Below are 21,165 nucleotides of genomic sequence, written 5' to 3'. Positions count from 1 at the left end.
AGGCGTAATGAAAAAGCCCTGCCTTAGCGCAGGGCTTTTTATTGCACGTAAAAAAACCGTTTTTTCTTAGTTTTTAAGCACTTTCGTCTGGTTCTAGAAGAACATTCGACAGTTCTTCATCCATACTCCTAAAATGTAACGCCATTTGTCACAAGCTCCGTTTCACAACGGCATTTCCTTACTTTTTAGCGAGTTCATCCGCGTGAAAATTCGTCTTTCTATTGTCAGCCTGTTTTTTGCTTTGGCAGGTACCTTCGCCCACGCCGCCGAAACCACCCTGGCCCCGCGTGACGCCTCCAAGCTGCAGATCGCCTCCGGCAGCGCCATGCTGGTCGATTTGCAGACCAATAAAGTCATTTATTCCAGCAACCCCGACGTGGTGGTACCTATCGCCTCGGTGAGCAAGCTGATGACCGGCCTGATCGTCCTCGAAGCCAAGCAGAATATGGACGAGTACATCGACATCAACATCACCGACACGCCCGAGATGAAAGGCGTGTTCTCCCGGGTGAAGATCGGTAGCCAGATGCCGCGCAAGGAAATGCTGCTGATCGCGCTGATGTCTTCGGAAAACCGCGCCGCCGCCAGCCTGGCCCACCACTATCCAGGCGGTTATTCGGCCTTCATCGCGGCGATGAACGCCAAGGCCAAATCCCTGGGCATGACCAGCACCCACTACGTGGAGCCCACTGGCCTGTCGATTCATAACGTCTCGACCGCCCGCGACCTGAGCAAGCTGCTGGCCTATGCGCGCAAGTTTCCGATGCTCAGCCAGTTGAGCACCACCAAGGAAAAGACTGTGTCGTTCCGCAAGCCCAACTACACCTTGGGCTTCTCCAACACCGACCACCTGATCAACCGCGCCAATTGGGATATCAAGCTGACCAAGACCGGCTTCACCAACCAGGCCGGCCATTGCCTGGTGCTGGTGACGAGCATGGGCAATCGCCCGGTGTCGCTGGTAATCCTGGATGCCTTTGGCAAGTTCACCCACTTTGCCGATGCCAGCCGTATTCGTAGCTGGGTCGAGACCGGCAAAGGCGGCGCCGTGCCGGATGTGGCGCTGCGTTACAAGGCCGATAAGAACCTCAAGAATCGAGCGACTGCTACGGAAGTACGTCGATAAACAGCGATTTTAGTGTGGGAGCGGGCTTGCTCGCGAATGCGGTGGGTCAGCCTAAGCATTCAGCGACTGACACTGCGCCTTCGCGAGCAAGCCCGCTCCCACATTTGAGTTTCACTTCTTCTCTGCCAACACCTTGAGCGCTTGGGCCGCCGCTTGCTCCTGCCCCGCCTGCGCCGTGGCGTTGGCCGCATCGCGCCAGCGCTGCGCATCCACGTTGGCCGGCAACTGGCTCGGGCGCTGGGTGAGGATGGCCCAATGGCCCGCGCCCTTCCACGCCGAATCGAAGTCGCTGAAGCTCATGCTCAATCGACGCTCCTTGCCTGAGCGCAACAGCACCGTACTTTTCTGCTGGTTGAACCCCACCACCACGACATAACGCGCCCCGGACCAATAGCTGGCGTTGATCCGCGCCATCACCGGGTAACCCGCCGCTACCTGGGCAAACACGGCGGTCAGCTTGGCGTCCAATGGGTACACCATCAGCCCATACTCACGCGCCAGCACCTGCATGTTGCGTTCAAGGTCCGCCTCGGCGCCGGGCAGGCGCAGTGGTTTATCAAGCAAACCCGGTGTCATGACAATGCCTTGTTGCGACAGCATGCTGGCAAGTGCCGCAGGACCACTCTGATAAGCCTCGCTGCGAAAGGTTGGCACGCCATTGAGTTCAACGCGCTCCGGCAAGCCTGGCAGTTTCGACGGGGTACTGGAACAGGCCGCCAGCCCAAGGGCAACGGCCAGCAGCAAGGAAGTTTTAAGGTTCGACCGTAAGCGCAATTTTTTCACTCTCTTGATCAACTGCCGGTAAAGGCCCCGATCATAGGGCGCCCCGCCCCGCCGGTATAGCCCACTGGCCCAGTAAAGCGGCGCTGATAGAGCAAACAAGTTGGACAGACTCGACCATTGGTCAATAGCAGGCAACCGCCGGCTGGCTAGACTGTCCATTGAGAAGACTGTGTGTGCCCCAAGTGGGCGAAAGGAGGCCCGAATGAGCCTTGCGACAACGATTTTCCTGTTGATCTGTGGTTGGCTGGCCGTCGCCGCCGCCATGCTATGGGGGGTCATGCGCGTGACGCGCCGGCATCATCATCCCCACGTCAAACCTGCTGAACCCGCCGAGCCACGCAAGACGACGGCGCATCACGCCTAGCCAGGCATGCAATTGAAGTCCTGGGTGGCGGCAATTTCCTTGCCGTGGCCGTCCTCAAGGGACGCACGCACCGTGGTGCCCAGGCTCGACTCCACCAGGGTGTAGTGCTCACCTGCCTTGAAATGCTTGTACTCAATGCGGCCCTGGCAGTCCTGCTGGTTGTCATCACCCGGCTCGTCTTCAAATAAAGTCACGTCCAGGCGATGGTCCCCCGGGGCCACCTCAAAATAGCGCCCATCGTCCACCCGCTTACCATCGACACGCTCGGCCATCAGGTCATTCGGCGCTTCTTCCTGCAAGCCGATCCAGGCTTGGCTGGGGTCCGCCTTGGGGATCGGGCCGGCGCACGCCGACAACAAACAGACAAAGCCAAGGACGGGAACTAACAACAGTGGTTTAAGTGACATGACAGGGCTCCAAAGGGCAGATGTAAAAAGGGCGTATCCGATGGCTGACAAGCTTGATCAGCCGCCCTTCCTGGAACAAATGAATCCCTATGAAAGTATCTTCAGCCCTTGACTAAAACTTCCTTCACCTGGCTGAAAGGTGCGTGTTAGGTGGGTCGGTCAAGACTGCCGGGGTTTGCAATCCTGCTCTTCTCGGAGACTCACGCATGCTCGGGCTGGTAAAGACCGCACTGCACAAGCCGTACACCTTCATCGTGCTGGCTATATTCATCTGCATCATCGGGCCGATGGCGGCCCTGCGCACGCCCACGGATGTTTTTCCCGATATCGGCATTCCCGTGGTCGCCGTGGTCTGGCAGTACAACGGCCTGTCCCCGGACGCCATGGCCGGCCGGGTGATCTACACCTACGAACGCTCCCTGAGCACCACCGTCAACGACATCGAACATATCGAGTCGCAATCGCTGCCCGGCATGGGCATCGTCAAGATCTTCTTCCAGCCTGGCGTCGATATCCGTACCGCCAACGCCCAGGTCACGGCGGTGTCACAGACTGTGCTCAAGCAAATGCCACCGGGCATCACCCCGCCGCTGATCCTCAACTACAGCGCCTCCACGGTGCCGATCCTGCAAATGGCGTTTTCCAGCCCCAGCCTGTCGGAAGCCAAAATTCGCGACCTGGTGCAGAACAATATCCGCCTGCCCTTGAGCGCCCTGCCCGGCCTGGCCATGCCTACACCGATGGGCGGCAAGCAACGGCAGATCACCCTCGACCTCGACCCTCAGGCGCTGGCCGCCAAAGGCTTGTCGGCCCAGGATGTGGGCAATGCCCTGGCGCTGCAGAACCAGATCATCCCGGTGGGCACCGCCAAGCTGGGCCTCAACGAATACACGATCCTGCTCAATAACAGCCCCAAGGCCATCGATGAACTCAACGACCTGCCGATCAAGACGGTTGACGGGGCGCTGATCACCATCGGCCAAGTGGCCCACGTGCGCGACGGTTCACCGCCGCAAACCAATATCGTGCGGGTCGACGGCCATCGCGCCGTGCTGATGCCGGCGCTGAAAAACGGCAGCATCTCCACCCTGTCGATCATCGACGGTATCCGGCAGATGCTGCCGCGCATCAACGAAACCCTGCCGCCGTCGCTGAAAACCTCGCTGCTGGGCGATGCCTCGGCGTTCGTCAAGCAGTCGGTGGGCAGCGTGGCCCAGGAAGGCATCATTGCTGCACTGCTCACCAGTGCGATGATCCTGCTGTTTCTCGGCAGTTGGCGCTCGACCTTGATCATCGCCGCGTCGATTCCCCTGGCGGTGCTCTCGGCCATTGCGCTATTGGCTGTCAGTGGGCAAACCCTCAACGTCATGACGTTGGGCGGGCTGGCGTTGGCGGTGGGCATCCTGGTGGACGACGCCACGGTGACCATCGAAAACATCAACTGGCACCTGGAGCAAGGCAAGGCGGTGAAGGCCGCGATTCTCGACGGCGCCGCGCAAATCGTCGGCCCGGCGTTCGTCTCGCTGTTGTGCATCTGCATCGTGTTCGTGCCGATGTTTTTGCTGCAAGGCATCGCCGGTTACCTGTTCCGGCCAATGGCGCTGGCGGTGATCTTTGCCATGGCCAGTTCGTTCATTCTCTCGCGCACCCTGGTGCCGACACTGGCGATGTTTTTGCTCAAACCGCATAGGCCGGAGCCAGGCGCGGGGCATCATCCGGAAGATGCATTCATCAATCACCACGAGGGTGAACAACACCCGAAACCACGCAATGCGTTGCTGCAATCGGTGCTGAATTTTCAACAGGGATTCGAGCGGCACTTTTCCAATGTCCGCGACACCTACCATGGCCTGCTGACGCTGGCACTGGGCGCACGCAAGCGCTTCATTGTCGGGTTCCTGGCCTGCGTACTCGCGTCGTTCCTGTTGTTGCCGAGCCTGGGCCAGGACTTTTTCCCGGCCACCGATGCGGGTGCCTTGGCCCTGCATGTGCGCTTGCCACTGGGCACGCGCATCGAGGAAAGCGCCGCGGCGTTCGACCGCATCGAAGCGCGGATCCGCGAGGTCATCCCCGCCGAAGAGCTGGACACCATCGTCGATAATATTGGCATTCCGCTCAGCGGCATCGACATGGCCTACAGCAGCAGCGGCACCATCGGCCCGCAGGATGGCGATATTCAAGTCAGCTTGAAAACGCACCACGCGCCCACCGCCGACTATGTGAAAAAACTGCGCGAAGCCCTGCCGCAAAGTTTCCCCGGCAGCCACTTTGCGTTCCTGCCCGCCGACATCAGCAGCCAGATCCTCAACTTCGGCGCCCCCGCCCCGCTGGACGTCAAAATCTCCGGGCGCAATGACGCAGAAAACCGCGCTTATGCCGTCGAGCTTGAACGGCGCTTGCAGCATGTACCGGGGATTGCCGACCTGCGCATCCAGCAGTCCACCGGCTACCCCTCGCTGCAAGTAAACGTGGACCGCATGCGCGCTAACGGCCTGGGCATTACCGAGCGTGATGTTACCAACAGCATGGTCGCCTCCCTCGCCGGCAGCTCGCAAACCGCGCCGACCTTCTGGCTCAACCCGGCCAATGGCGTGTCTTACTCCATCGTCGCCGCTACCCCGCAATACCGTCTCGACAGCCTGCCGTCCCTGGAAGCGCTGCCGGTGACCGGTGCCGATGGGCAGGCGCAAATTCTCGGCGGCGTGGCGACTATTTCCCGGGTACAAAGCCCGGCCGTGGTGACCCACTACAACATCGAACCGACCCTGGACCTGTACGCCAACGTGCAAGGCCGCGACCTCGGCGGTGTGGCCCGCGATGTGCAAAAGGTGCTGGATGACACAGCGTCCATGCGCCCCAAAGGCGCGACCATCAGCCTGCACGGGCAGATCGATGCGCTGCATGAGGCGTTCAGTGGTTTGAGCTTCGGACTGCTCGGCGCGGTGGTGCTGATCTACTTGCTGATCGTGGTCAACTTCCAGTCGTGGGCCGACCCCTTTGTGATCATCACGGCGTTGCCGGCAGCATTGGCGGGCATCGTGTGGATGCTGTTCCTCAGTGGCACCTCGTTGTCGGTGCCAGCACTCACCGGTGCCATCTTGTGCATGGGCGTGGCCACCGCCAACTCGATCCTGGTGGTGAGCTTCTGCCGTGAGCGCCTGGCCGAACACGGCGATGCGTTGAAAGCCGCGCTGGAAGCCGGCTACACACGCTTTCGCCCGGTGTGCATGACCGCCCTGGCAATGATCATTGGCATGTTGCCCCTGGCGATTTCCGAGGAGCAGAACGCCCCGCTCGGCCGGGCGGTCATCGGTGGCCTGGTCTTCGCCACCGTCGCCACTTTGTTGTTTGTTCCCGTGGTCTTCAGCCTGGTCCACGGCCGTCATCCTACTCGCGCAACTGCTGGAGAAACGCCCCATGTCGCCTGATCAAAAACCCTCGCGCAAGCGCCTGATGCTCCTGGGTGTCGGTGGCCTGACGTTGGCTGCCTTGCTGGTCGCCAGCGGCCTGCACGCGCGTACGCTGCACGAGCAATCGGTCACTGCCTGGACCGAAGCCGCCGCCGTCCCCCAGGTGATGGTGTTCCAACCCAAGCCAAACGCCGGCGGTGACACCCTGCGCCTGCCCGCCCACCTGGAGGCGTGGAGCAAGGCGGCTATCCATGCGCGGGTGAGCGGCTACTTGAAGGACTGGAAAGTCGACATCGGGACCCAGGTCAAGACCGGGCAAATCCTCGCCGAAATCGACAGCCCCGACCTTGACCAACAACTGGCCCAGGCCCATGCGCGCCTGATCCAGCAACAAGCCAATGCACGCCTGGCAGCCACCACGGCGACCCGCTGGCAAAACCTGCTGGCCAGCCATTCGGTATCGCGCCAGGACGCCGATGAGAAAACCTCCAACGCCGCAGCCGCCAAGGCCAACACCGAAGCCGCTGCAGCAGACTATGCGCGACTGTGCGCCCTGGAAAGCTACAAGACCCTGCGCGCGCCGTTCGCCGGCACCATCACCGCCCGCAACACGGACATCGGCCAATTGATCAAAGCCGATAACGCCAGCGATCCAGAACTGTTCAACATTGCCGACACCCACCAATTGCGCTTGTACGTGCCGGTGCCGCAGAACTATGCAGCGGTCATTCATGCGGGCCTTGAGGCCGAACTGACCGTCCCCGAGCACCCCAGCGAGCATTTCAAGGCACGCCTGATCGGTGACTCCACCGCCATCGACCGCCGCTCCGGCACCCTGCTGGCCCAGTTCGTCGCCGACAACCCCAACGGCGAACTGCTGCCGGGCGACTACGCCGAAGTCACCCTACCGATTCCGGCTGACACCCATGGCGTAAGCATCCCGGCCAGCGCCTTGATCTTCCGCGCCCAGGGCACCCAGGTTGCGGTGCTGGACGGGCGCAATCATGTGCACCTGCAAGATATTCATATTGGCCTGGACCTCGGCGAGCGCCTGGTGATCGACCAAGGCCTGAAGCCTGCTGACCGCATCATCGACAACCCGCCCGACGCCCTGCGCGAAGGCGACCCAGTGCAACTGGCCGCCGCCTCGGGAGGTGCGCATGCGCCCAAGGCTTAAGTCGCTGGCGGCACTGATGGTGCTGGCGTTGCAGGGTTGCTCGATGGCGCCCACCTATACGGTGCCGTCGATTGACCTGCCCGCCCACTACCGCGAACAAACCAGCGATGGCCCCTGGCACAGCGCGCAACCGTTAGATCAACTGGCGCCCCAGTGGTGGCAGCTCTACAACGATTCGCGCCTGAACGCGCTGCAGCAACAACTGCTCAAGGCCAACCCGGACCTGGCCGCGGCGCTGGCGCACTTCGATGCGTCCCAGGCCTATGCCAGTCAACTGCACGCGGGCCTTTTCCCGCAAATCACCGCCAGCGTGCAACCGCTGCGCCAGCGTCAATCGGATTCACGACCGTTACGCGGTACTACACAGCCGTCGGTGTACAACAGCAATACCGCTGGGTTCTCCCTGGGATACGACCTCGACCTGTGGGGCAGAATCCGCAACCAGGTCGCCGCGGGCGATGCCCAGGCACAAGCGTCCTTTGATGATTTGGCGGTGGTGCGCTTGAGCCTCCAACAGCAGTTGGCGAGCCTGTATGTGCAGCTCAATGGGCTGGATGCGCAGCGCCGAATCCTGAGCACTTCGTTGCAAGACTTCAGCCAGGCGCTGCAACTGACCCGCAGCCGTTATGAAGGCCAGATTGCCTCGGAATTGGACCTGACCCGCGCGCAGAACCAACTGGCCGAAGCCAAGGCGCAGCTGGACGAAGTGCGTGGCCAGCGCAACCTCGCCGAACATGCCATCGGCGAATTGGTGGGCGTGACGGCCAGTGAGTTTTCACTGCCGCCCAGCTCGCAGTTAATGGCGTTGCCAGGCATTCCGGCGCAGTTGCCCAGCCACCTGCTGCAGCGTCGTCCGGACATTGCCGCAGCTGAACGTCGCGTGTTTGCGGCCAACGCAACGATCGGCGTGGCCAAGGCAGCGTGGTTTCCGGATTTCAGTTTGACCGGTGTGCTGGGCGGGCAGACCCAAGGTGTTGGCAACCTGCTGTCCGCCGGCAACCGGTATTGGGCACTGGGGCCGCTGATGAACCTGCCGATCTTCGACGGCGGGCGCTTGAGCGCCAACGCGCGCCAGGCCAAGGCCGAGTTCGAGGAGGCCGCGGCACAGTACCGTAGCCACGTATTGAAAGCCGTGCGCGAGGTGGAAGATAACCTCGCGCAACTGCGGGATCTGCAGCAGCAAGCCGAGGACGAGCAAGCGGCGGCAGAGGCGGCGCAACATACCCAGGCCTTGGCGATGAACAGCTATCAGGCCGGGGCAGTGAGCTATCTGGATGTGGTCACCGCCCAAACCGCCGCGTTGCAGGCACAGAGAACGTTGCAGGCGGTGCAGACCCGGCAGTTGCAGGCGAGCGTAGGGTTGTTGACCGCACTGGGCGGCGGCTGGCAGCCGGGTTAATGATCGTTCCCACGCTCTGCGTGGGAACGCCGCTCAGGACGCTCTGCGTCTGCCTCTAAAATCGTGACGCGGAGCGTCACAGGGTGCATTCCCACGCGGAGCGTGGGAACGATCAGGCCGCGAGCTGGCCGCTGGCGATGGCCGCTGAAGCGGCCACCATCGCCCGCAACAACACCGCACACCCCGCCGCCAGATCATCCGGCGCGGCATTTTCGATTTCGTTATGGCTGATGCCGCCTTCACACGGCACAAAGATCATCCCCGCCGGGCCTAGCTCAGCGACGAAGATCGCGTCGTGCCCTGCCCCGCTGACGATGTCCAGGTTCGACAAGCCCAAGCCATTGGCGGCATTGCGCACCGCCTCCACGCAGCTTTTGTCGAAGTACAGCGGCGGGAAGTCCGCCGTAGGCTGCATGTCGAAACTCAAGCCATGTTTGGCGCAGGTGTCTTCGATCACCTGACGCACCTGGGCAATCATCGAATCCAGCCGCGCCGGTTCAAGATGACGAAAATCCAGAGTCATGCGCACTTCACCGGGAATCACGTTGCGCGATCCCGGATACGCTTGCAGGCACCCCACCGTGCCGCATGCATGGGGCTGGTGCGCCAACGCCGCCGCGTTCACGGCGGCCACCACCGCTGCCGCGCCGACCAGGGCGTCCTTGCGCAAGTGCATGGGTGTAGGGCCGGCATGGGCCTCAACACCGCGCAGCTTCAGGTCGAACCACTTTTGCCCGAGGGCGCCGAGCACCACGCCGATGGTTTTGTGTTCATCCTCCAGAATCGGCCCTTGTTCGATATGGGCCTCGAAATACGCGCCGACCTTATGCCCGCTGACCGGCCGCGTTCCCGCATAGCCAATCGCGTTCAACGCCTCCTCCACGCTCACGCCGTCCGCATCGACCTTGGCCAGGGTATCGGCCAGGCTGAACTTCTCGGCAAACACCCCTGAGCCCATCATGCACGGCGGGAAGCGCGAGCCTTCTTCGTTGGTCCACACCACCACTTCCAGCGGTGCCTCGGTTTCCACCTGGAGGTCGTTGAGGGTGCGCAGCACTTCCACACCGGCCAGCACGCCGAAGCAACCGTCGAACTTGCCGCCGGTGGGCTGGGTGTCGATATGGCTGCCGGTCATTACCGGTGGCAGGTCGGGATTGCGACCGGGGCGGCGCGCAAAGATATTGCCGATGCCGTCGACGGTCACGGTGCAACCCGCCGCTTCACACCACTGCACGAAGAGGTCGCGAGCCTTGCGGTCGAGGTCGGTGAGGGCCAGGCGACACACACCGCCCTTGGGCGTGGCGCCGAGTTCGGCCAGGTCCATCAGCGACTGCCACAGACGGTCGCGATTGATGTGCTGATGGGGCGATTGCAGAACGTCGAGGGCAGCGTTCATGGGGGGTCTCCTCAGGCTACAGGTTCTTATGAATTGACGCGGTCAACTGTGGGAGCTGGCTTGCCTGCGATGGCGGTGTGTCAGACGACACGGCTTTAACTGATAGTCCGCTATCGCAGGCAAGCCAGCTCCCACCTCGACCGTGGTTTACAACGGCGCCTTGGCGGTGATCGGGCTCGCCCCGCGCTTGGCGTTCAAGCCGTAATACAACACCCCGCCCAACGCCGAGCCGGTGAACCAGCCGTAGCTGTAGAACCAGCTGAACGCATCGCTGCCCAGCGACAGCAGCGTCAGCACCACCGGTACGCCAAAGGCGATAAAGCCGCCCCAGTTCCAGGCCGGGTACACGTCGTCGCGGTACAGGCCGGCCAGGTCCAACTGCTGTCTGCGGGTGATGAAATAGTCCACCACCATGATCCCGGCAATCGGCCCCAGCAGGCTTGAATAGCCCAGCAGCCAATTGGAATACACGGTTTCAAGACTCACGTCCGAGACGATCAGCCCGAGTTTTTTCAGCAGTTCATGGGCCATCAGCGCCAGCCCTACCAGGCCGGTGAGGATCACCGCCGTGGTGCGGTTGATCAGCTTGGGCGCAATGTTCTGGAAGTCGTTGGTGGGCGAGACGATGTTCGCCGCGGTATTGGTGGACAAGGTCGCGACGATGATCAGCGCCATGGCGATGGCCACCCACACCGGGCTCTGGATATGCCCGATCAGGCTCACCGGGTCGGAGACGCTCACCCCCACCAGTTTCACCGAGGCGGCGGTCATCACCACGCCGAGGGCAGCGAACAGGAACATGGTCAGCGGCAAGCCGAAAATCTGCCCCAGAATCTGGTCTTTCTGGCTCTTGGCGTAGCGGCTGAAATCCGGAATGTTCAATGACAATGTGGCCCAGAAACCCACCATCGCCGTGAGCCCCGCCATGAAGTAACCGGTGAGGCTGGCGCCTTCGGGGCGCTTGGGTGGGATCGCCATCAACTCGCTGAGGGACACGTTGGGCATCGCCCATACCAGCAGCCCAACCCCCACCGCCACCAACAACGGCGCCGACAAGGTTTCCAGGCGCTTGATCGACTCGGCGCCACGCAGCACCACCCACAGATTCAAGCACCAGAACAGCATGAAACCGATCACCTCTCCGGTACCGCCGAGGGCTTTCCAGCCGTCGAAAATCGAGCCCAGGAACAGGTGGATCGCCAGCCCGCCGAACATCGTCTGGATACCAAACCAGCCGCAGGCCACCAGCGCGCGGATCAGGCACGGTACGTTGGAGCCGAGGATGCCAAAGGACGAACGCAACAGCACCGGAAACGGAATGCCGTACTTGGTGCCGGGAAACGCGTTGAGGGTCAGCGGGATCAACACCACGATATTGGCCAGCAGGATCGCTACCAGCGCCTCCCCCACCGACAGCCCGAAATACGCCGTGAGCACCCCGCCCAGGGTGTAGGTGGGCACGCAGATCGACATGCCGACCCATAGCGCCGTGATGTGCCATTTGTTCCAGGTGCGCTCGTGCACTTTGGTGGGTGCCATGTCGTGGTTGTAGCGAGGGCTGTCGAGGACGTCGGGGCCGGCGTCGAGTTCGTACAGGCCGTTGCGCTCGATGACTTGCGATCTGTTCTGTTGCATGGCCGCTCCACGGTTTTTTTAAATTATTGTTGCTCACCTGCACGCCAGGTTCAGGTGGCCGGAGTACCGCATCGACAACATGACATCCAGGGTTCCGGCCAACTGCCCGTGCACTCAATAACCGTGCCGACAACCGCCTCTGAACCCGCACCGCTTATATAACGTGCTGATGTTTATCAGCTTTCCAATTGAACCTGCGGTACTTGCCGCATGCGTCAGGCTAAACAATACGCAAGTTGCCAGAACCTTCAGGTCTCAATCTGGTGCATCACAATTATTTTTATTTCTCGACGGCGTCAAGCGGCATATCTCAAGCGCCTGATTTGCAATAAGAAATATTGATCAGATCAAGAACCTGTCAAGTGCGTCAAAACAGGGTGGGCATGCTTCATTTTGGTGAAAATAGGATTTTTCTTATAAATATCAACAAGATGAAACACACAAAAGTTTGCGAAAAATCTGCTTGCTCATTCGAAAAACTCGGGCTAGTTTCTATTCCTGTCACCGATGACAGGAATTAACCGACCCTCGGTGCGCAGTATTACAACACTTAGAACTGGCACAAGCCGGTCAAGCCTGTGAGGAACTCGACATGTCGCTGTTGATCCGTGGCGCTACCGTTATTACCCATGATGAAAGTTACCGCGCCGATGTGTTATGTGCGGAGGGTCTAATTCGCGCCATTGGCACGAATCTGGATATTCCCGCAGGCACTGAAATACTCGATGGCAGCGGCCAATACTTGATGCCGGGCGGCATCGACCCCCATACCCATATGCAACTGCCCTTCATGGGCACGGTGGCCAGTGAAGACTTTTTCAGTGGCACGGCGGCAGGCTTGGCCGGTGGTACCACGTCGATCATCGACTTCGTGATTCCCAACCCGCAGCAATCGCTGATGGAAGCTTTCCACCAGTGGCGCGGCTGGGCCGAAAAGTCCGCCGCCGACTACGGGTTTCACGTAGCGATCACTTGGTGGAGTGAGCAGGTACGTGAGGAAATGGCCGAGTTGGTCAGCCATCACGGCATCAACAGCTTCAAGCATTTCATGGCTTACAAGAACGCGATCATGGCGGCCGATGACACCTTGGTCGCCAGTTTCGAACGCTGCCTGGAACTCGGCGCCGTGCCCACCGTGCATGCCGAAAATGGCGAGCTGGTGTATCACCTGCAACGCAAACTGATGGCCCAGGGCATCACCGGGCCGGAAGCCCATCCGCTGTCGCGCCCGTCCCAGGTGGAAGGCGAAGCGGCCAGCCGTGCCATCCGGATTGCCGAGACCATCGGCACGCCGCTGTACCTGGTGCATGTGTCGACGAAAGAAGCCCTGGATGAAATCACCTATGCCCGAGGCAAAGGCCAGGCGGTGTACGGTGAAGTGCTCGCCGGCCACCTGTTGCTCGATGACAGTGTGTACCAGCACCCCGACTGGCAGACCGCCGCCGGCTATGTAATGAGCCCGCCATTCCGCCCACGCGGGCATCAAGAGGCGCTGTGGCACGGCCTGCAAGCGGGCAACCTGCACACCACCGCCACCGACCACTGCTGTTTCTGCGCCGAGCAAAAAGCCGCCGGGCGTGACGACTTCAGCAAGATCCCCAACGGCACCGCCGGCATTGAAGACCGCATGGCGCTGCTGTGGCACGAAGGGGTCAATACCGGGCGTCTATCGATGCAAGAATTTGTCGCGCTGACCTCCACTAACACCGCGAAGATTTTCAACCTCTACCCCCGTAAAGGCGCGATACGCGTGGGCGCCGATGCCGACCTGGTGCTATGGGACCCCGAGGGCACGCGGACCATTTCCGCCAAGACCCACCATCAGCAGGTGGACTTCAACATCTTCGAAGGCAAGACCGTGCGCGGCGTGCCCAGCCATACCATCAGCCAGGGCAAGCTGGTGTGGGCCGATGGTGACCTGCGCGCCGAGCGAGGGGCCGGACGGTATGTGGAGCGGCCGGCGTATCCGTCGGTGTTCGAGCAGTTGAGCAAGCGGGCAGCGCTTTGCAAGCCAGTGGCCGTGAACCGCTGAGTCCAAAAAAAGCGGACGCGGAGCGTCCAGTGAGGCATTCCCACGCAGAGCGTGGGAACGATCGCCCATCAGAGGCAGCACCTCAATAACCGTGAGGCCAACACCGTGATCCAGACCCTGACCCACCTCCCCCACCCCCGCGAAGACGGGGCCACCCTCGCCAGCCACTTCACCGACCTGGCACCGCCCCTCAACGCACGCCAGGCCCAACTGGAAGCCTCGCGCTGCCTGTACTGCTACGACGCGCCTTGTGTGAATGCGTGCCCCAGCGAGATCGATATCCCCTCGTTCATCCGCAATATCCACACCGAAAACGTGCAGGGGGCCGCGCAAAAAATCCTCTCGGCCAACATCCTCGGTGGTAGTTGCGCACGGGTGTGCCCGACGGAAATCCTTTGCCAGCAAGCCTGCGTACGCAATAACGCCGAAGAATGCGCCCCCGTGCTGATCGGCCTGCTGCAACGCTACGCCATCGACAACGCGCACTTCAGCGAACACCCGTTCCAACGCGCCGCGTCCACCGGCAAGCGTATCGCCGTGGTCGGCGCCGGGCCTGCCGGTTTGGCCTGCGCTCACCGCGCCGCCTTGCACGGTCATGACGTGGTGATATTCGAGGCGCGGGAAAAAGCCGGCGGCCTGAATGAATACGGAATCGCCAAATACAAACTGGTGGACGACTTCGCCCAGAAGGAACTGGATTTCCTCCTGCAGATTGGCGGCATCGAGGTTCGCCACGGTCAGCGCCTGGGTGATAACCTGACCTTGAGCGAACTGCACCAGCAGTTCGATTCGGTGTTCCTCGGCCTGGGGCTCGCTGCCAGCAAACAGCTGGGCCTGCCCTTTGAGGACGCCCCCGGCCTGCTCGCCGCCACCGACTATATCCGCGAACTGCGCCAGGCCGACGACCTCACCCAACTGCCCCTGGCCGACCGCTGCATCGTGCTCGGCGCCGGCAACACCGCCATCGACATGGCCGTGCAGATGGCCCGCCTCGGTGCCCGCGATGTCAACCTGGTGTACCGCCGTGGCCTGGCCGACATGGGCGCAACCCACCACGAACAGGACATCGCCAAGGCCAATCAAGTCCGGCTGTTGACCTGGGCCCAACCCGACGAGGTGTTACTCGACGACCAAGGCCGCGTACGCGGCATGCGCTTTGCCCGCACCCGCCTGGAAAACGGTCGCCTGCTGCCTACCGGGGAAACCTTCGAACTGGCCGCCGATGCGATCTTCAAGGCGATCGGGCAAGGCTTCGACAACGACGCCCTGCACGACCCGCTGGCCCAGCAGCTGCACCGCGTCGGCGAGCGCATCTTCGTCGATGAGCAACTGCGCACCAGCATCCCTGGGGTGTATGCCGGCGGCGACTGCGTCAGCCTCGGCCAGGACCTCACCGTCCAGGCAGTACAACATGGCAAGCGGGCCGCCGAAGCCATGCATGCCCAACTCATGCTGACTGTGGAGGCTGCGTAATGGCCGATCTCTCGATTGTATTCGCCGGAATCAAAGCGCCCAATCCGTTCTGGCTGGCTTCCGCGCCGCCCACCGACAAAGCCTACAACGTAGTGCGCGCCTTCGAGGCCGGCTGGGGTGGCGTCGTGTGGAAAACCCTGGGGGAAGATCCGGCGGCGGTGAACGTGTCGTCGCGTTACTCCGCGCACTATGGCGCCAACCGCGAAGTGCTGGGCATCAACAATATCGAACTGATCACCGACCGCTCCCTGGAGATCAACTTGCGGGAAATCACCCAGGTGAAAAAGGACTGGCCGGACCGCGCGCTGATCGTCTCGCTGATGGTGCCTTGTGTCGAAGCGTCCTGGAAAAGCATCCTGCCCTTGGTGGAGGCGACCGGCTGCGACGGCATCGAGCTGAACTTCGGCTGCCCTCACGGCATGCCCGAACGGGGCATGGGCGCCGCCGTCGGCCAGGTGCCGGAGTACGTGGAGCAAGTGACGCGCTGGTGCAAGACCTATTGCTCGCTGCCGGTGATCGTCAAACTCACGCCGAACATCACCGACATCCGCGTGGCGGCGCGAGCGGCCTATCGCGGTGGCGCCGATGCGGTGTCGCTGATCAACACCATCAACTCCATCACCAGCGTGGACCTGGAACGCATGGTCGCGCTGCCGGTGGTCGGCACCCAGAGTACTCATGGCGGTTACTGCGGCTCGGCGGTCAAGCCGATTGCGTTGAACATGGTCGCCGAAATCGCCCGTGACCCACAGACCAACGGCCTGCCGATCTGCGGCATCGGCGGCATCGGTACCTGGCGCGACGCCGCGGAATTCGTCGCCCTGGGCTGCGGCGCGGTGCAGGTGTGCACGGCGGCGATGCTGCATGGGTTTCGCATCGTTGAAGAGATGAAGGACGGCTTGTCGCGCTGGATGGACAGCCAGGGCCATGCCAACCTGCAGGCGTTTTCCGGGCGGGCGGTGGGCAATACCACGGACTGGAAGTACCTGGACATCAACTACCAGGTCATCGCCAAGATTGATCAAGCGGCGTGCATTGGCTGTGGGCGTTGCCATATTGCCTGCGAGGACACCTCGCACCAGGCCATTGCCAGCTTGAAGCAGGCTGATGGCACGCATCTGTATGAGGTGATCGACGATGAGTGCGTGGGCTGCAACCTGTGCCAGATCACCTGCCCGGTGGCCGGCTGCATCGAGATGGTGCCGATCGATAACGGCAAGCCGTTTTTGAACTGGACGCAGGACCCGCGCAATCCTTACCGCGAAGCGGTGTAACCCTTGCCCCTCGTTCCCACGCTCCACGTGGGAACGCATCCTGTGACGCTCCGCGTCACCCTGGCAAGAGCGGACGCAGAGCGTCCAGGGCGGCATTCCCACGCGGAGCGTGGGAACGATCAGCTCAGGGTTCCAAGCCAATCCCGCGCAAAATCACACCGGTCACCGTCTGTATCGCCTTCTCGAACTGCCTGTCCGACAACGGCTGGTGATCATTCAAAATCTTCACTTGGTGGTCGAAGTCGGCATAGTGCTGGGTCGAGGCCCAGATCATGTACAGCAGGCTCGAGGGCTCCACCGGCAGGATGCGTTTGTCTTGCACCCATTGGCGAATCTTCGCTTCCTTCATCTTGGCCCAGTCGTACAGGCTTTCATCCAGGGCCTCGCCGAGTGTGGGCGCGCCGTGGATGATTTCATTGGCCCAGACCTTGGAACCATACGGACGCGTGCGCGAGCGCTGCATCTTGGCGCGGATGTAGCTGCTGAGCACCACACGGGGGTCGTCAAAGGTTTCAAAGCTCAGGGCGTCCTGCTTCCACAATTCCAGCAGGTCGAACAGCACCGCGCTGTACAGCTCGCTCTTGGTGGTGAAGTAGTAATGCAGGTTGGAGCGCGGCAGTTGCGCTTCTTCGGCGATGTCGGCCATGGCGGTGCTGCCATAGCCTTTGTTGGCGAAGACCTTCTCCGCCGCCAGCAGGATTTTCTCGACGTTGACCCGACGAATTCCGATCTTGTGATTGCCCATAAGGGCTCCCTGACAACAACACGGCCTAAAGACTACCACCGGCTCTAGATCGGGGCGACAGGCCAAGCCGAAACTTCGTACACTGCCGGCTCCTATCCTCTGATCGGTGTTGAACAATGTTGCTCAAGAAGTCCCTGACCGCTGCTGTCCTGTTCACTGCCCTGCTGGGCGCTTCTGCCGCGTTTGCCCACGCCCACCTCAAGAGCGCGCAACCTGCGGCTGACAGCCGCGTCGCCGCCCCCACAGACCTGCGCCTGACCTTCAGCGAAGGCGTCGAAGCCACCTTTACCAAGGTCTCCCTGAGCAAGGACGGCACCGAAATTGCCATCAAGGGCCTGGAAACCCCGGACGCCGACAAGAAAACCCTGGTGGTCACGCCTGCCGCTCCGCTGGCAAGTGGCACGTATAAGGTCGAATGGCATGCGGTGTCCGTCGACACTCACAAAAGCGAAGGCACTTACAGCTTCAAGGTCGGCCAATAACCCATGGCAACCCTGCTGGTGCTGTGCCGCTTCCTGCACTTTTGCGTCGTGTTGCTGATGTTCGGGGCCTGGGTGTTCAGGCCCTGGCTGCTCGGCGCTCACGTCGTGCAGCCGACACTGGACCGGCAATTGCTGCGCATCACCCGTGGCCTGGCCGGCCTGGGGCTGCTCACCGGGGTTGCGTGGCTGCTGTTGATCACCGCCAGCATGGCTGGCAGTTGGGACTCGGCGCTGCAACCGGCCACGGTGCAGTTGGTGCTGGGCAAAACCTTTTTTGGCCAGGTATGGACCTGGCATCTGCTGCTTAACCTGCTGCTGGTGATCGTGCTGATCAAGCCCTGGCCGGCCTTGCGCTTGCCGCTGCTCGCCCTGCTGCTGGCGACCCTGGCCCCGGTAGGCCACGGCGCCATGCTCGACGGGCTGAGTGGGCGGTTGCTGATCCTTAACCAGGTGGTGCACCTGCTGTGCGTGGGGGCCTGGCTCGGGGGGTTGCTGGTGTTGGTGCTGATCCTCAGGCATGCGCAAGACCATCGCCTAAAGCCGATTTTGCGCCGCTTCAGTGGTGTGGGCTATGGCCTGGTCGCCGGCCTGTTGGTGACTGGCTTGATCAACGTGCGGGTGCTCACTGGGCAACTGTGGCCCACGCCGCTGTTCCAAGGGTTTGCCTTGATTTTGCTGATCAAGGTGGGGCTGGTGCTGGGCATGCTCGGGTTGGCGCTGTTGAATCGGTTGCGTATCAAACGCTGCGAGCAACGCCTGGGCAGTTTGAAAGCCAGCGTGATGATGGAGTGGCTGTTGGGCATTGCAGCGGTGGCTGCGGTTTCCCTGCTTGGCACCCTGCCGCCGATGGTCATGGCTGGCTGAAAAGTCTTGTGCAATGCAATCAATGTGGGAGCTGGCTTGCCTGCGATGGCGGTGGATCAGTGACTGCATACTGTCTGATTCGCCGCCATCGCAGGCAAGCCAGCTCCCACACTGACCGTGCCCCCATCAGTTGAATCGTTTCACCCAGGTCATCGTATAACTTCTGCTTGACACGCCCTCAAAACCTCGCAAATATCGCGCTCAATGTTGTACGACAACGTATAACAAATAATAAAAACAACAAAACAAAGGGAGCCTCACTGTGAGTCAATCCGCCCGTCATTCTTGCACGCGCCTGGGCCTTCTCGGTCTCGGCAGCCTGGCCGTCACCCTGCCGCTGGGCGTCAACGCCGAAGGTTTTATCGACGACGCCAAGGCCACGCTCAACCTGCGTAATGCCTACTTCAATCGCAACTTCACCAACCCGACCAACCCCCAGGGCAAGGCCGAAGAGTGGACGCAGAATTTTATCCTTGATGCCAAGTCCGGCTTTACCCAGGGCACGGTCGGTTTCGGGATTGACGTGCTGGGCCTGTATTCGCAAAAGCTTGATGGCGGCAAAGGCACCGCCGGCACCCAACTGTTGCCGGTGCATGACGATGGCCGCCCCGCCGACAATTTCGGGCGTCTGGGTGTCGCGCTGAAAACCAGGCTGTCGAAGACCGAGTTGAAGGTTGGCGAATGGATGCCGGTGCTGCCGATCCTGCGTTCCGATGATGGCCGCTCCCTGCCCCAGACCTTTCGTGGCGGCCAAATCACTTCCAATGAAATCGCCGGCCTGACGCTCTACGGTGGCCAGTTTCGCGGCAACAGCCCGCGCAACGACGCGAGCATGGAAGACATGTTCATGAACGGCAAAGCCGCGTTCACTTCGGACCGTTTCAACTTCGGCGGCGGCGAATACACCTTCAACGACAAACGTACCCAGGTCGGCCTGTGGTACGCCGAACTGACTGATATCTACCAACAGCAGTACCTCAACCTCACCCACAGCCAGCCGCTGGGCGACTGGACTCTGGGCGCCAACCTCGGGTTCTTCAACGGCAAGGAAGACGGCAGCGCCCTGGCCGGCGACCTCGATAACAAGACCCTGTTCGCTCTGCTCTCGGCCAAATACAACGGCCACACCTTCTACGTTGGCCTGCAAAAACTCAGCGGCGACAGCGCCTGGATGCGCATCAACGGCACCAGTGGCGGCACCCTGGCCAACGACAGCTACAACGCCAGCTACGACAACGCCAAGGAAAAGTCCTGGCAGGTGCGCCACGACTTCAACTTTGTGGTGCTCGGCGTTCCAGGGCTCACCCTGATGAACCGCTATATCAGCGGCAGCAATGTACACACCGGAGCGATCACCGACGGCAAGGAGTGGGGACGTGAGTCGGAGTTGGCCTACACGGTGCAGAGCGGTGCGCTGAAGAACCTCAATGTGAAGTGGCGCAACTCGACCATGCGCCGGGATTTCAGCAATAACGAGTTCGACGAGAACCGGATTTTTATCAGCTATCCGATTTCGTTGTTGTAGCTCCAAAGGCAAATCCGATCTCTAAGGTGCGACATATCCATGTGGGAGCTGGCTTGCCTGCGATAGCGATGGGTCAGTTACCACATCCTTTTCATACTCACCGCTATCGCAGGCAAGCCAGCTCCCACCTTTGATCTCATGTGCCTGGAAGGACGTTGACAACACCAGGAATCCCTAACACTATTTCCCCATAGTCATACGACAACCTACAACAAAAATCTGGAAGGCCCATGACCACCACCACCCCCGCTCCCTTCAACCGTCTGTTGCTAACTGGTGCCGCCGGCGGCCTGGGCAAAGTCCTGCGCGAACGCATGCGTCCTTATGCCCAGGTGCTGCGCCTTTCGGATATCGCTGAAATGGCCCCCGCCACCGATGCTCGCGAAGAGGTACACACCTGCGACCTGGCCGACAAACACGCCGTGCATCAGTTGGTAGAGGGCGTCGACGCCATCCTGCACTTTGGCGGCGTGTCAGTGGAGCGCTCGTTCGAAGAAGTACTGGGCGCGAATATCAGTGGCGTGTTCCATATCTACGAAGCCGCCCGCCGCCACGGGGTCAAGCGGGTGATCTTCGCCAGTTCCAATCACGTGATCGGTTTCTACAAACAGGGCGAGCAACTTGACGCCCACTCCCCGCGCCGCCCGGACAGTTACTACGGCCTGTCCAAGTCCTACGGCGAAGACATGGCCAGTTTCTACTTCGACCGTTATGGCATCGAGACCGTGAGCATCCGTATCGGCTCCTCGTTCCCGCAACCGCAGAACCGAAGGATGATGCACACCTGGCTCAGCTTCGACGACCTGACCCAACTGCTCGAACGGGCGCTGTACACGCCCAACGTCGGCCATACCGTGGTGTACGGCATGTCGGCCAACCTCGACACCTGGTGGGACAACCGCTACGCCGCGCACCTGGGCTTTGCCCCCAAGGACAGCTCCGAAGTGTTCCGCGCCCAGGTCGAAGCCCAACCGCCCGTGGCCGCCGATGACCCGGCCAAGGTCTACCAGGGCGGTGCGTTCTGCGCGGCGGGGCCGTTCGGTGACTGAGTGCCCAGCAACCCAAGGGAATGA

17 protein-coding genes are annotated in these 21,165 nt (G+C 61.4%); 12 read left to right on the top strand and 5 right to left on the bottom strand.

Going from position 1 to position 21,165, the window contains the following annotated elements:
• Positions 1–202 precede the first annotated feature (202 nt).
• Positions 203–1,126 carry a D-alanyl-D-alanine endopeptidase gene (gene pbpG / locus JMV15_RS11885; protein WP_014718990.1) on the top strand — a complete coding sequence of 308 codons (924 nt, stop codon included), beginning with the start codon at positions 203–205 and terminating at the stop codon, positions 1,124–1,126.
• Between the two features lie 111 nt (positions 1,127–1,237).
• Here the strand turns inward: pbpG and JMV15_RS11880 are convergent, their stop codons facing one another.
• Entirely contained in the window at positions 1,238–1,900 is a 663-nt protein-coding gene (locus tag JMV15_RS11880) for a cysteine peptidase family C39 domain-containing protein (RefSeq protein ID WP_014718991.1), read from the bottom strand.
• Between the two features lie 211 nt (positions 1,901–2,111).
• On the opposite strand from JMV15_RS11880, the gene JMV15_RS11875 reads away from it, so the two are divergent.
• Positions 2,112–2,273 (top strand): hypothetical protein, encoded by a 162-nt coding sequence (locus JMV15_RS11875; protein WP_003192266.1) that lies wholly within the window; start codon positions 2,112–2,114, stop codon positions 2,271–2,273.
• On the opposite strand, the gene JMV15_RS11870 is transcribed toward JMV15_RS11875, so the two are convergent.
• Positions 2,270–2,680: a PA0061/PA0062 family lipoprotein gene (locus JMV15_RS11870; RefSeq protein ID WP_038450585.1), complete on the bottom strand. Its 411-nt coding sequence runs from the start codon at positions 2,678–2,680 to the stop codon at positions 2,270–2,272. The genes JMV15_RS11875 and JMV15_RS11870 overlap by 4 nt on opposite strands.
• A gap of 206 nt (positions 2,681–2,886) precedes the next feature.
• Here JMV15_RS11870 and JMV15_RS11865 point away from each other — a divergent pair, with 206 nt between their 5' ends.
• From JMV15_RS11865 to JMV15_RS11855, 3 genes are read left to right on the top strand one after another with little or no spacing between them, the layout of a single operon-like run.
• Positions 2,887–6,108 carry an efflux RND transporter permease subunit gene (locus tag JMV15_RS11865; RefSeq protein ID WP_038450587.1) on the top strand — a complete coding sequence of 1,074 codons (3,222 nt, stop codon included), beginning with the start codon at positions 2,887–2,889 and terminating at the stop codon, positions 6,106–6,108.
• On the top strand, positions 6,098–7,267 hold the full coding sequence (locus JMV15_RS11860; protein WP_038450589.1) for an efflux RND transporter periplasmic adaptor subunit: 1,170 nt from the start codon (positions 6,098–6,100) through the stop codon (positions 7,265–7,267). The genes JMV15_RS11865 and JMV15_RS11860 overlap by 11 nt, the downstream gene beginning before the upstream one ends.
• Positions 7,251–8,666 carry an efflux transporter outer membrane subunit gene (locus JMV15_RS11855; protein ID WP_038450590.1) on the top strand — a complete coding sequence of 472 codons (1,416 nt, stop codon included), beginning with the start codon at positions 7,251–7,253 and terminating at the stop codon, positions 8,664–8,666. Before JMV15_RS11860 ends, JMV15_RS11855 begins: the two co-directional genes overlap by 17 nt.
• Before the next feature lie 112 nt (positions 8,667–8,778).
• Here the strand turns inward: JMV15_RS11855 and JMV15_RS11850 are convergent, their stop codons facing one another.
• Together JMV15_RS11850 and JMV15_RS11845 are read right to left on the bottom strand one after the other, a co-directional pair.
• Complete coding sequence (locus JMV15_RS11850; RefSeq protein WP_038450592.1) at positions 8,779–10,062, bottom strand: Zn-dependent hydrolase; 1,284 nt, start codon at positions 10,060–10,062, stop codon at positions 8,779–8,781.
• A gap of 147 nt (positions 10,063–10,209) precedes the next feature.
• Positions 10,210–11,697, bottom strand: a complete 1,488-nt coding sequence (locus JMV15_RS11845; RefSeq protein ID WP_038450594.1) for an NCS1 family nucleobase:cation symporter-1 — start codon at positions 11,695–11,697, stop codon at positions 10,210–10,212.
• Between the two features lie 592 nt (positions 11,698–12,289).
• On the opposite strand from JMV15_RS11845, the gene hydA reads away from it, so the two are divergent.
• The 3 genes from hydA (at position 12,290) to preA (ending at position 16,476) form a co-directional block, all read left to right on the top strand.
• A complete protein-coding gene (gene hydA, locus JMV15_RS11840; RefSeq protein ID WP_019818077.1) occupies positions 12,290–13,729 on the top strand; it encodes a dihydropyrimidinase in 1,440 nt (479 codons plus the stop codon).
• 105 nt (positions 13,730–13,834) lie between these two features.
• Positions 13,835–15,202: an NAD(P)-dependent oxidoreductase gene (locus tag JMV15_RS11835; RefSeq protein ID WP_014718998.1), complete on the top strand. Its 1,368-nt coding sequence runs from the start codon at positions 13,835–13,837 to the stop codon at positions 15,200–15,202.
• On the top strand, positions 15,202–16,476 hold the full coding sequence (preA, locus tag JMV15_RS11830; RefSeq protein ID WP_038450596.1) for an NAD-dependent dihydropyrimidine dehydrogenase subunit PreA: 1,275 nt from the start codon (positions 15,202–15,204) through the stop codon (positions 16,474–16,476). Before JMV15_RS11835 ends, preA begins: the two co-directional genes overlap by 1 nt.
• A 124-nt stretch (positions 16,477–16,600) precedes the next feature.
• On the opposite strand, the gene JMV15_RS11825 is transcribed toward preA, so the two are convergent.
• Entirely contained in the window at positions 16,601–17,221 is a 621-nt protein-coding gene (locus JMV15_RS11825) for a TetR/AcrR family transcriptional regulator (RefSeq protein WP_014719000.1), read from the bottom strand.
• A gap of 116 nt (positions 17,222–17,337) precedes the next feature.
• Here JMV15_RS11825 and copC point away from each other — a divergent pair, with 116 nt between their 5' ends.
• The 4 genes from copC (at position 17,338) to JMV15_RS11805 (ending at position 21,141) form a co-directional block, all read left to right on the top strand.
• A complete protein-coding gene (copC, locus tag JMV15_RS11820) occupies positions 17,338–17,703 on the top strand; it encodes a copper homeostasis periplasmic binding protein CopC (RefSeq protein WP_014719001.1) in 366 nt (121 codons plus the stop codon).
• A 3-nt stretch (positions 17,704–17,706) separates the two neighbouring features.
• Complete coding sequence (copD, locus tag JMV15_RS11815) at positions 17,707–18,567, top strand: copper homeostasis membrane protein CopD (protein ID WP_038450599.1); 861 nt, start codon at positions 17,707–17,709, stop codon at positions 18,565–18,567.
• A gap of 262 nt (positions 18,568–18,829) precedes the next feature.
• A complete protein-coding gene (locus JMV15_RS11810) occupies positions 18,830–20,092 on the top strand; it encodes an OprD family porin (RefSeq protein ID WP_019818080.1) in 1,263 nt (420 codons plus the stop codon).
• Between the two features lie 230 nt (positions 20,093–20,322).
• Entirely contained in the window at positions 20,323–21,141 is an 819-nt protein-coding gene (locus JMV15_RS11805; protein ID WP_032903439.1) for an NAD-dependent epimerase/dehydratase family protein, read from the top strand.
• Positions 21,142–21,165 lie beyond the last annotated feature (24 nt).

Origin of the sequence: Pseudomonas paracarnis (assembly GCF_904063055.1) — a bacterium.
Lineage (GTDB): Bacteria > Pseudomonadota > Gammaproteobacteria > Pseudomonadales > Pseudomonadaceae > Aquipseudomonas > Aquipseudomonas paracarnis.
This window is presented reverse-complemented; position numbering and strand designations above follow the sequence as displayed.

Coding starts and splice junctions, on each gene's coding strand:
- JMV15_RS11855 (WP_038450590.1), top strand. CDS start 7,251: ATGCGCCCAAGGCTTAAGTCGCTGGCGGCACTGATGGTGCTGGCGTTG.
- JMV15_RS11865 (WP_038450587.1), top strand. CDS start 2,887: ATGCTCGGGCTGGTAAAGACCGCACTGCACAAGCCGTACACCTTCATC.
- JMV15_RS11850 (WP_038450592.1), bottom strand. CDS start 10,062: ATGAACGCTGCCCTCGACGTTCTGCAATCGCCCCATCAGCACATCAAT.
- JMV15_RS11870 (WP_038450585.1), bottom strand. CDS start 2,680: ATGTCACTTAAACCACTGTTGTTAGTTCCCGTCCTTGGCTTTGTCTGT.
- JMV15_RS11805 (WP_032903439.1), top strand. CDS start 20,323: ATGACCACCACCACCCCCGCTCCCTTCAACCGTCTGTTGCTAACTGGT.
- JMV15_RS11825 (WP_014719000.1), bottom strand. CDS start 17,221: ATGGGCAATCACAAGATCGGAATTCGTCGGGTCAACGTCGAGAAAATC.
- JMV15_RS11845 (WP_038450594.1), bottom strand. CDS start 11,697: ATGCAACAGAACAGATCGCAAGTCATCGAGCGCAACGGCCTGTACGAA.
- hydA (WP_019818077.1), top strand. CDS start 12,290: ATGTCGCTGTTGATCCGTGGCGCTACCGTTATTACCCATGATGAAAGT.
- copC (WP_014719001.1), top strand. CDS start 17,338: ATGTTGCTCAAGAAGTCCCTGACCGCTGCTGTCCTGTTCACTGCCCTG.
- preA (WP_038450596.1), top strand. CDS start 15,202: ATGGCCGATCTCTCGATTGTATTCGCCGGAATCAAAGCGCCCAATCCG.
- JMV15_RS11875 (WP_003192266.1), top strand. CDS start 2,112: ATGAGCCTTGCGACAACGATTTTCCTGTTGATCTGTGGTTGGCTGGCC.
- JMV15_RS11860 (WP_038450589.1), top strand. CDS start 6,098: ATGTCGCCTGATCAAAAACCCTCGCGCAAGCGCCTGATGCTCCTGGGT.
- copD (WP_038450599.1), top strand. CDS start 17,707: ATGGCAACCCTGCTGGTGCTGTGCCGCTTCCTGCACTTTTGCGTCGTG.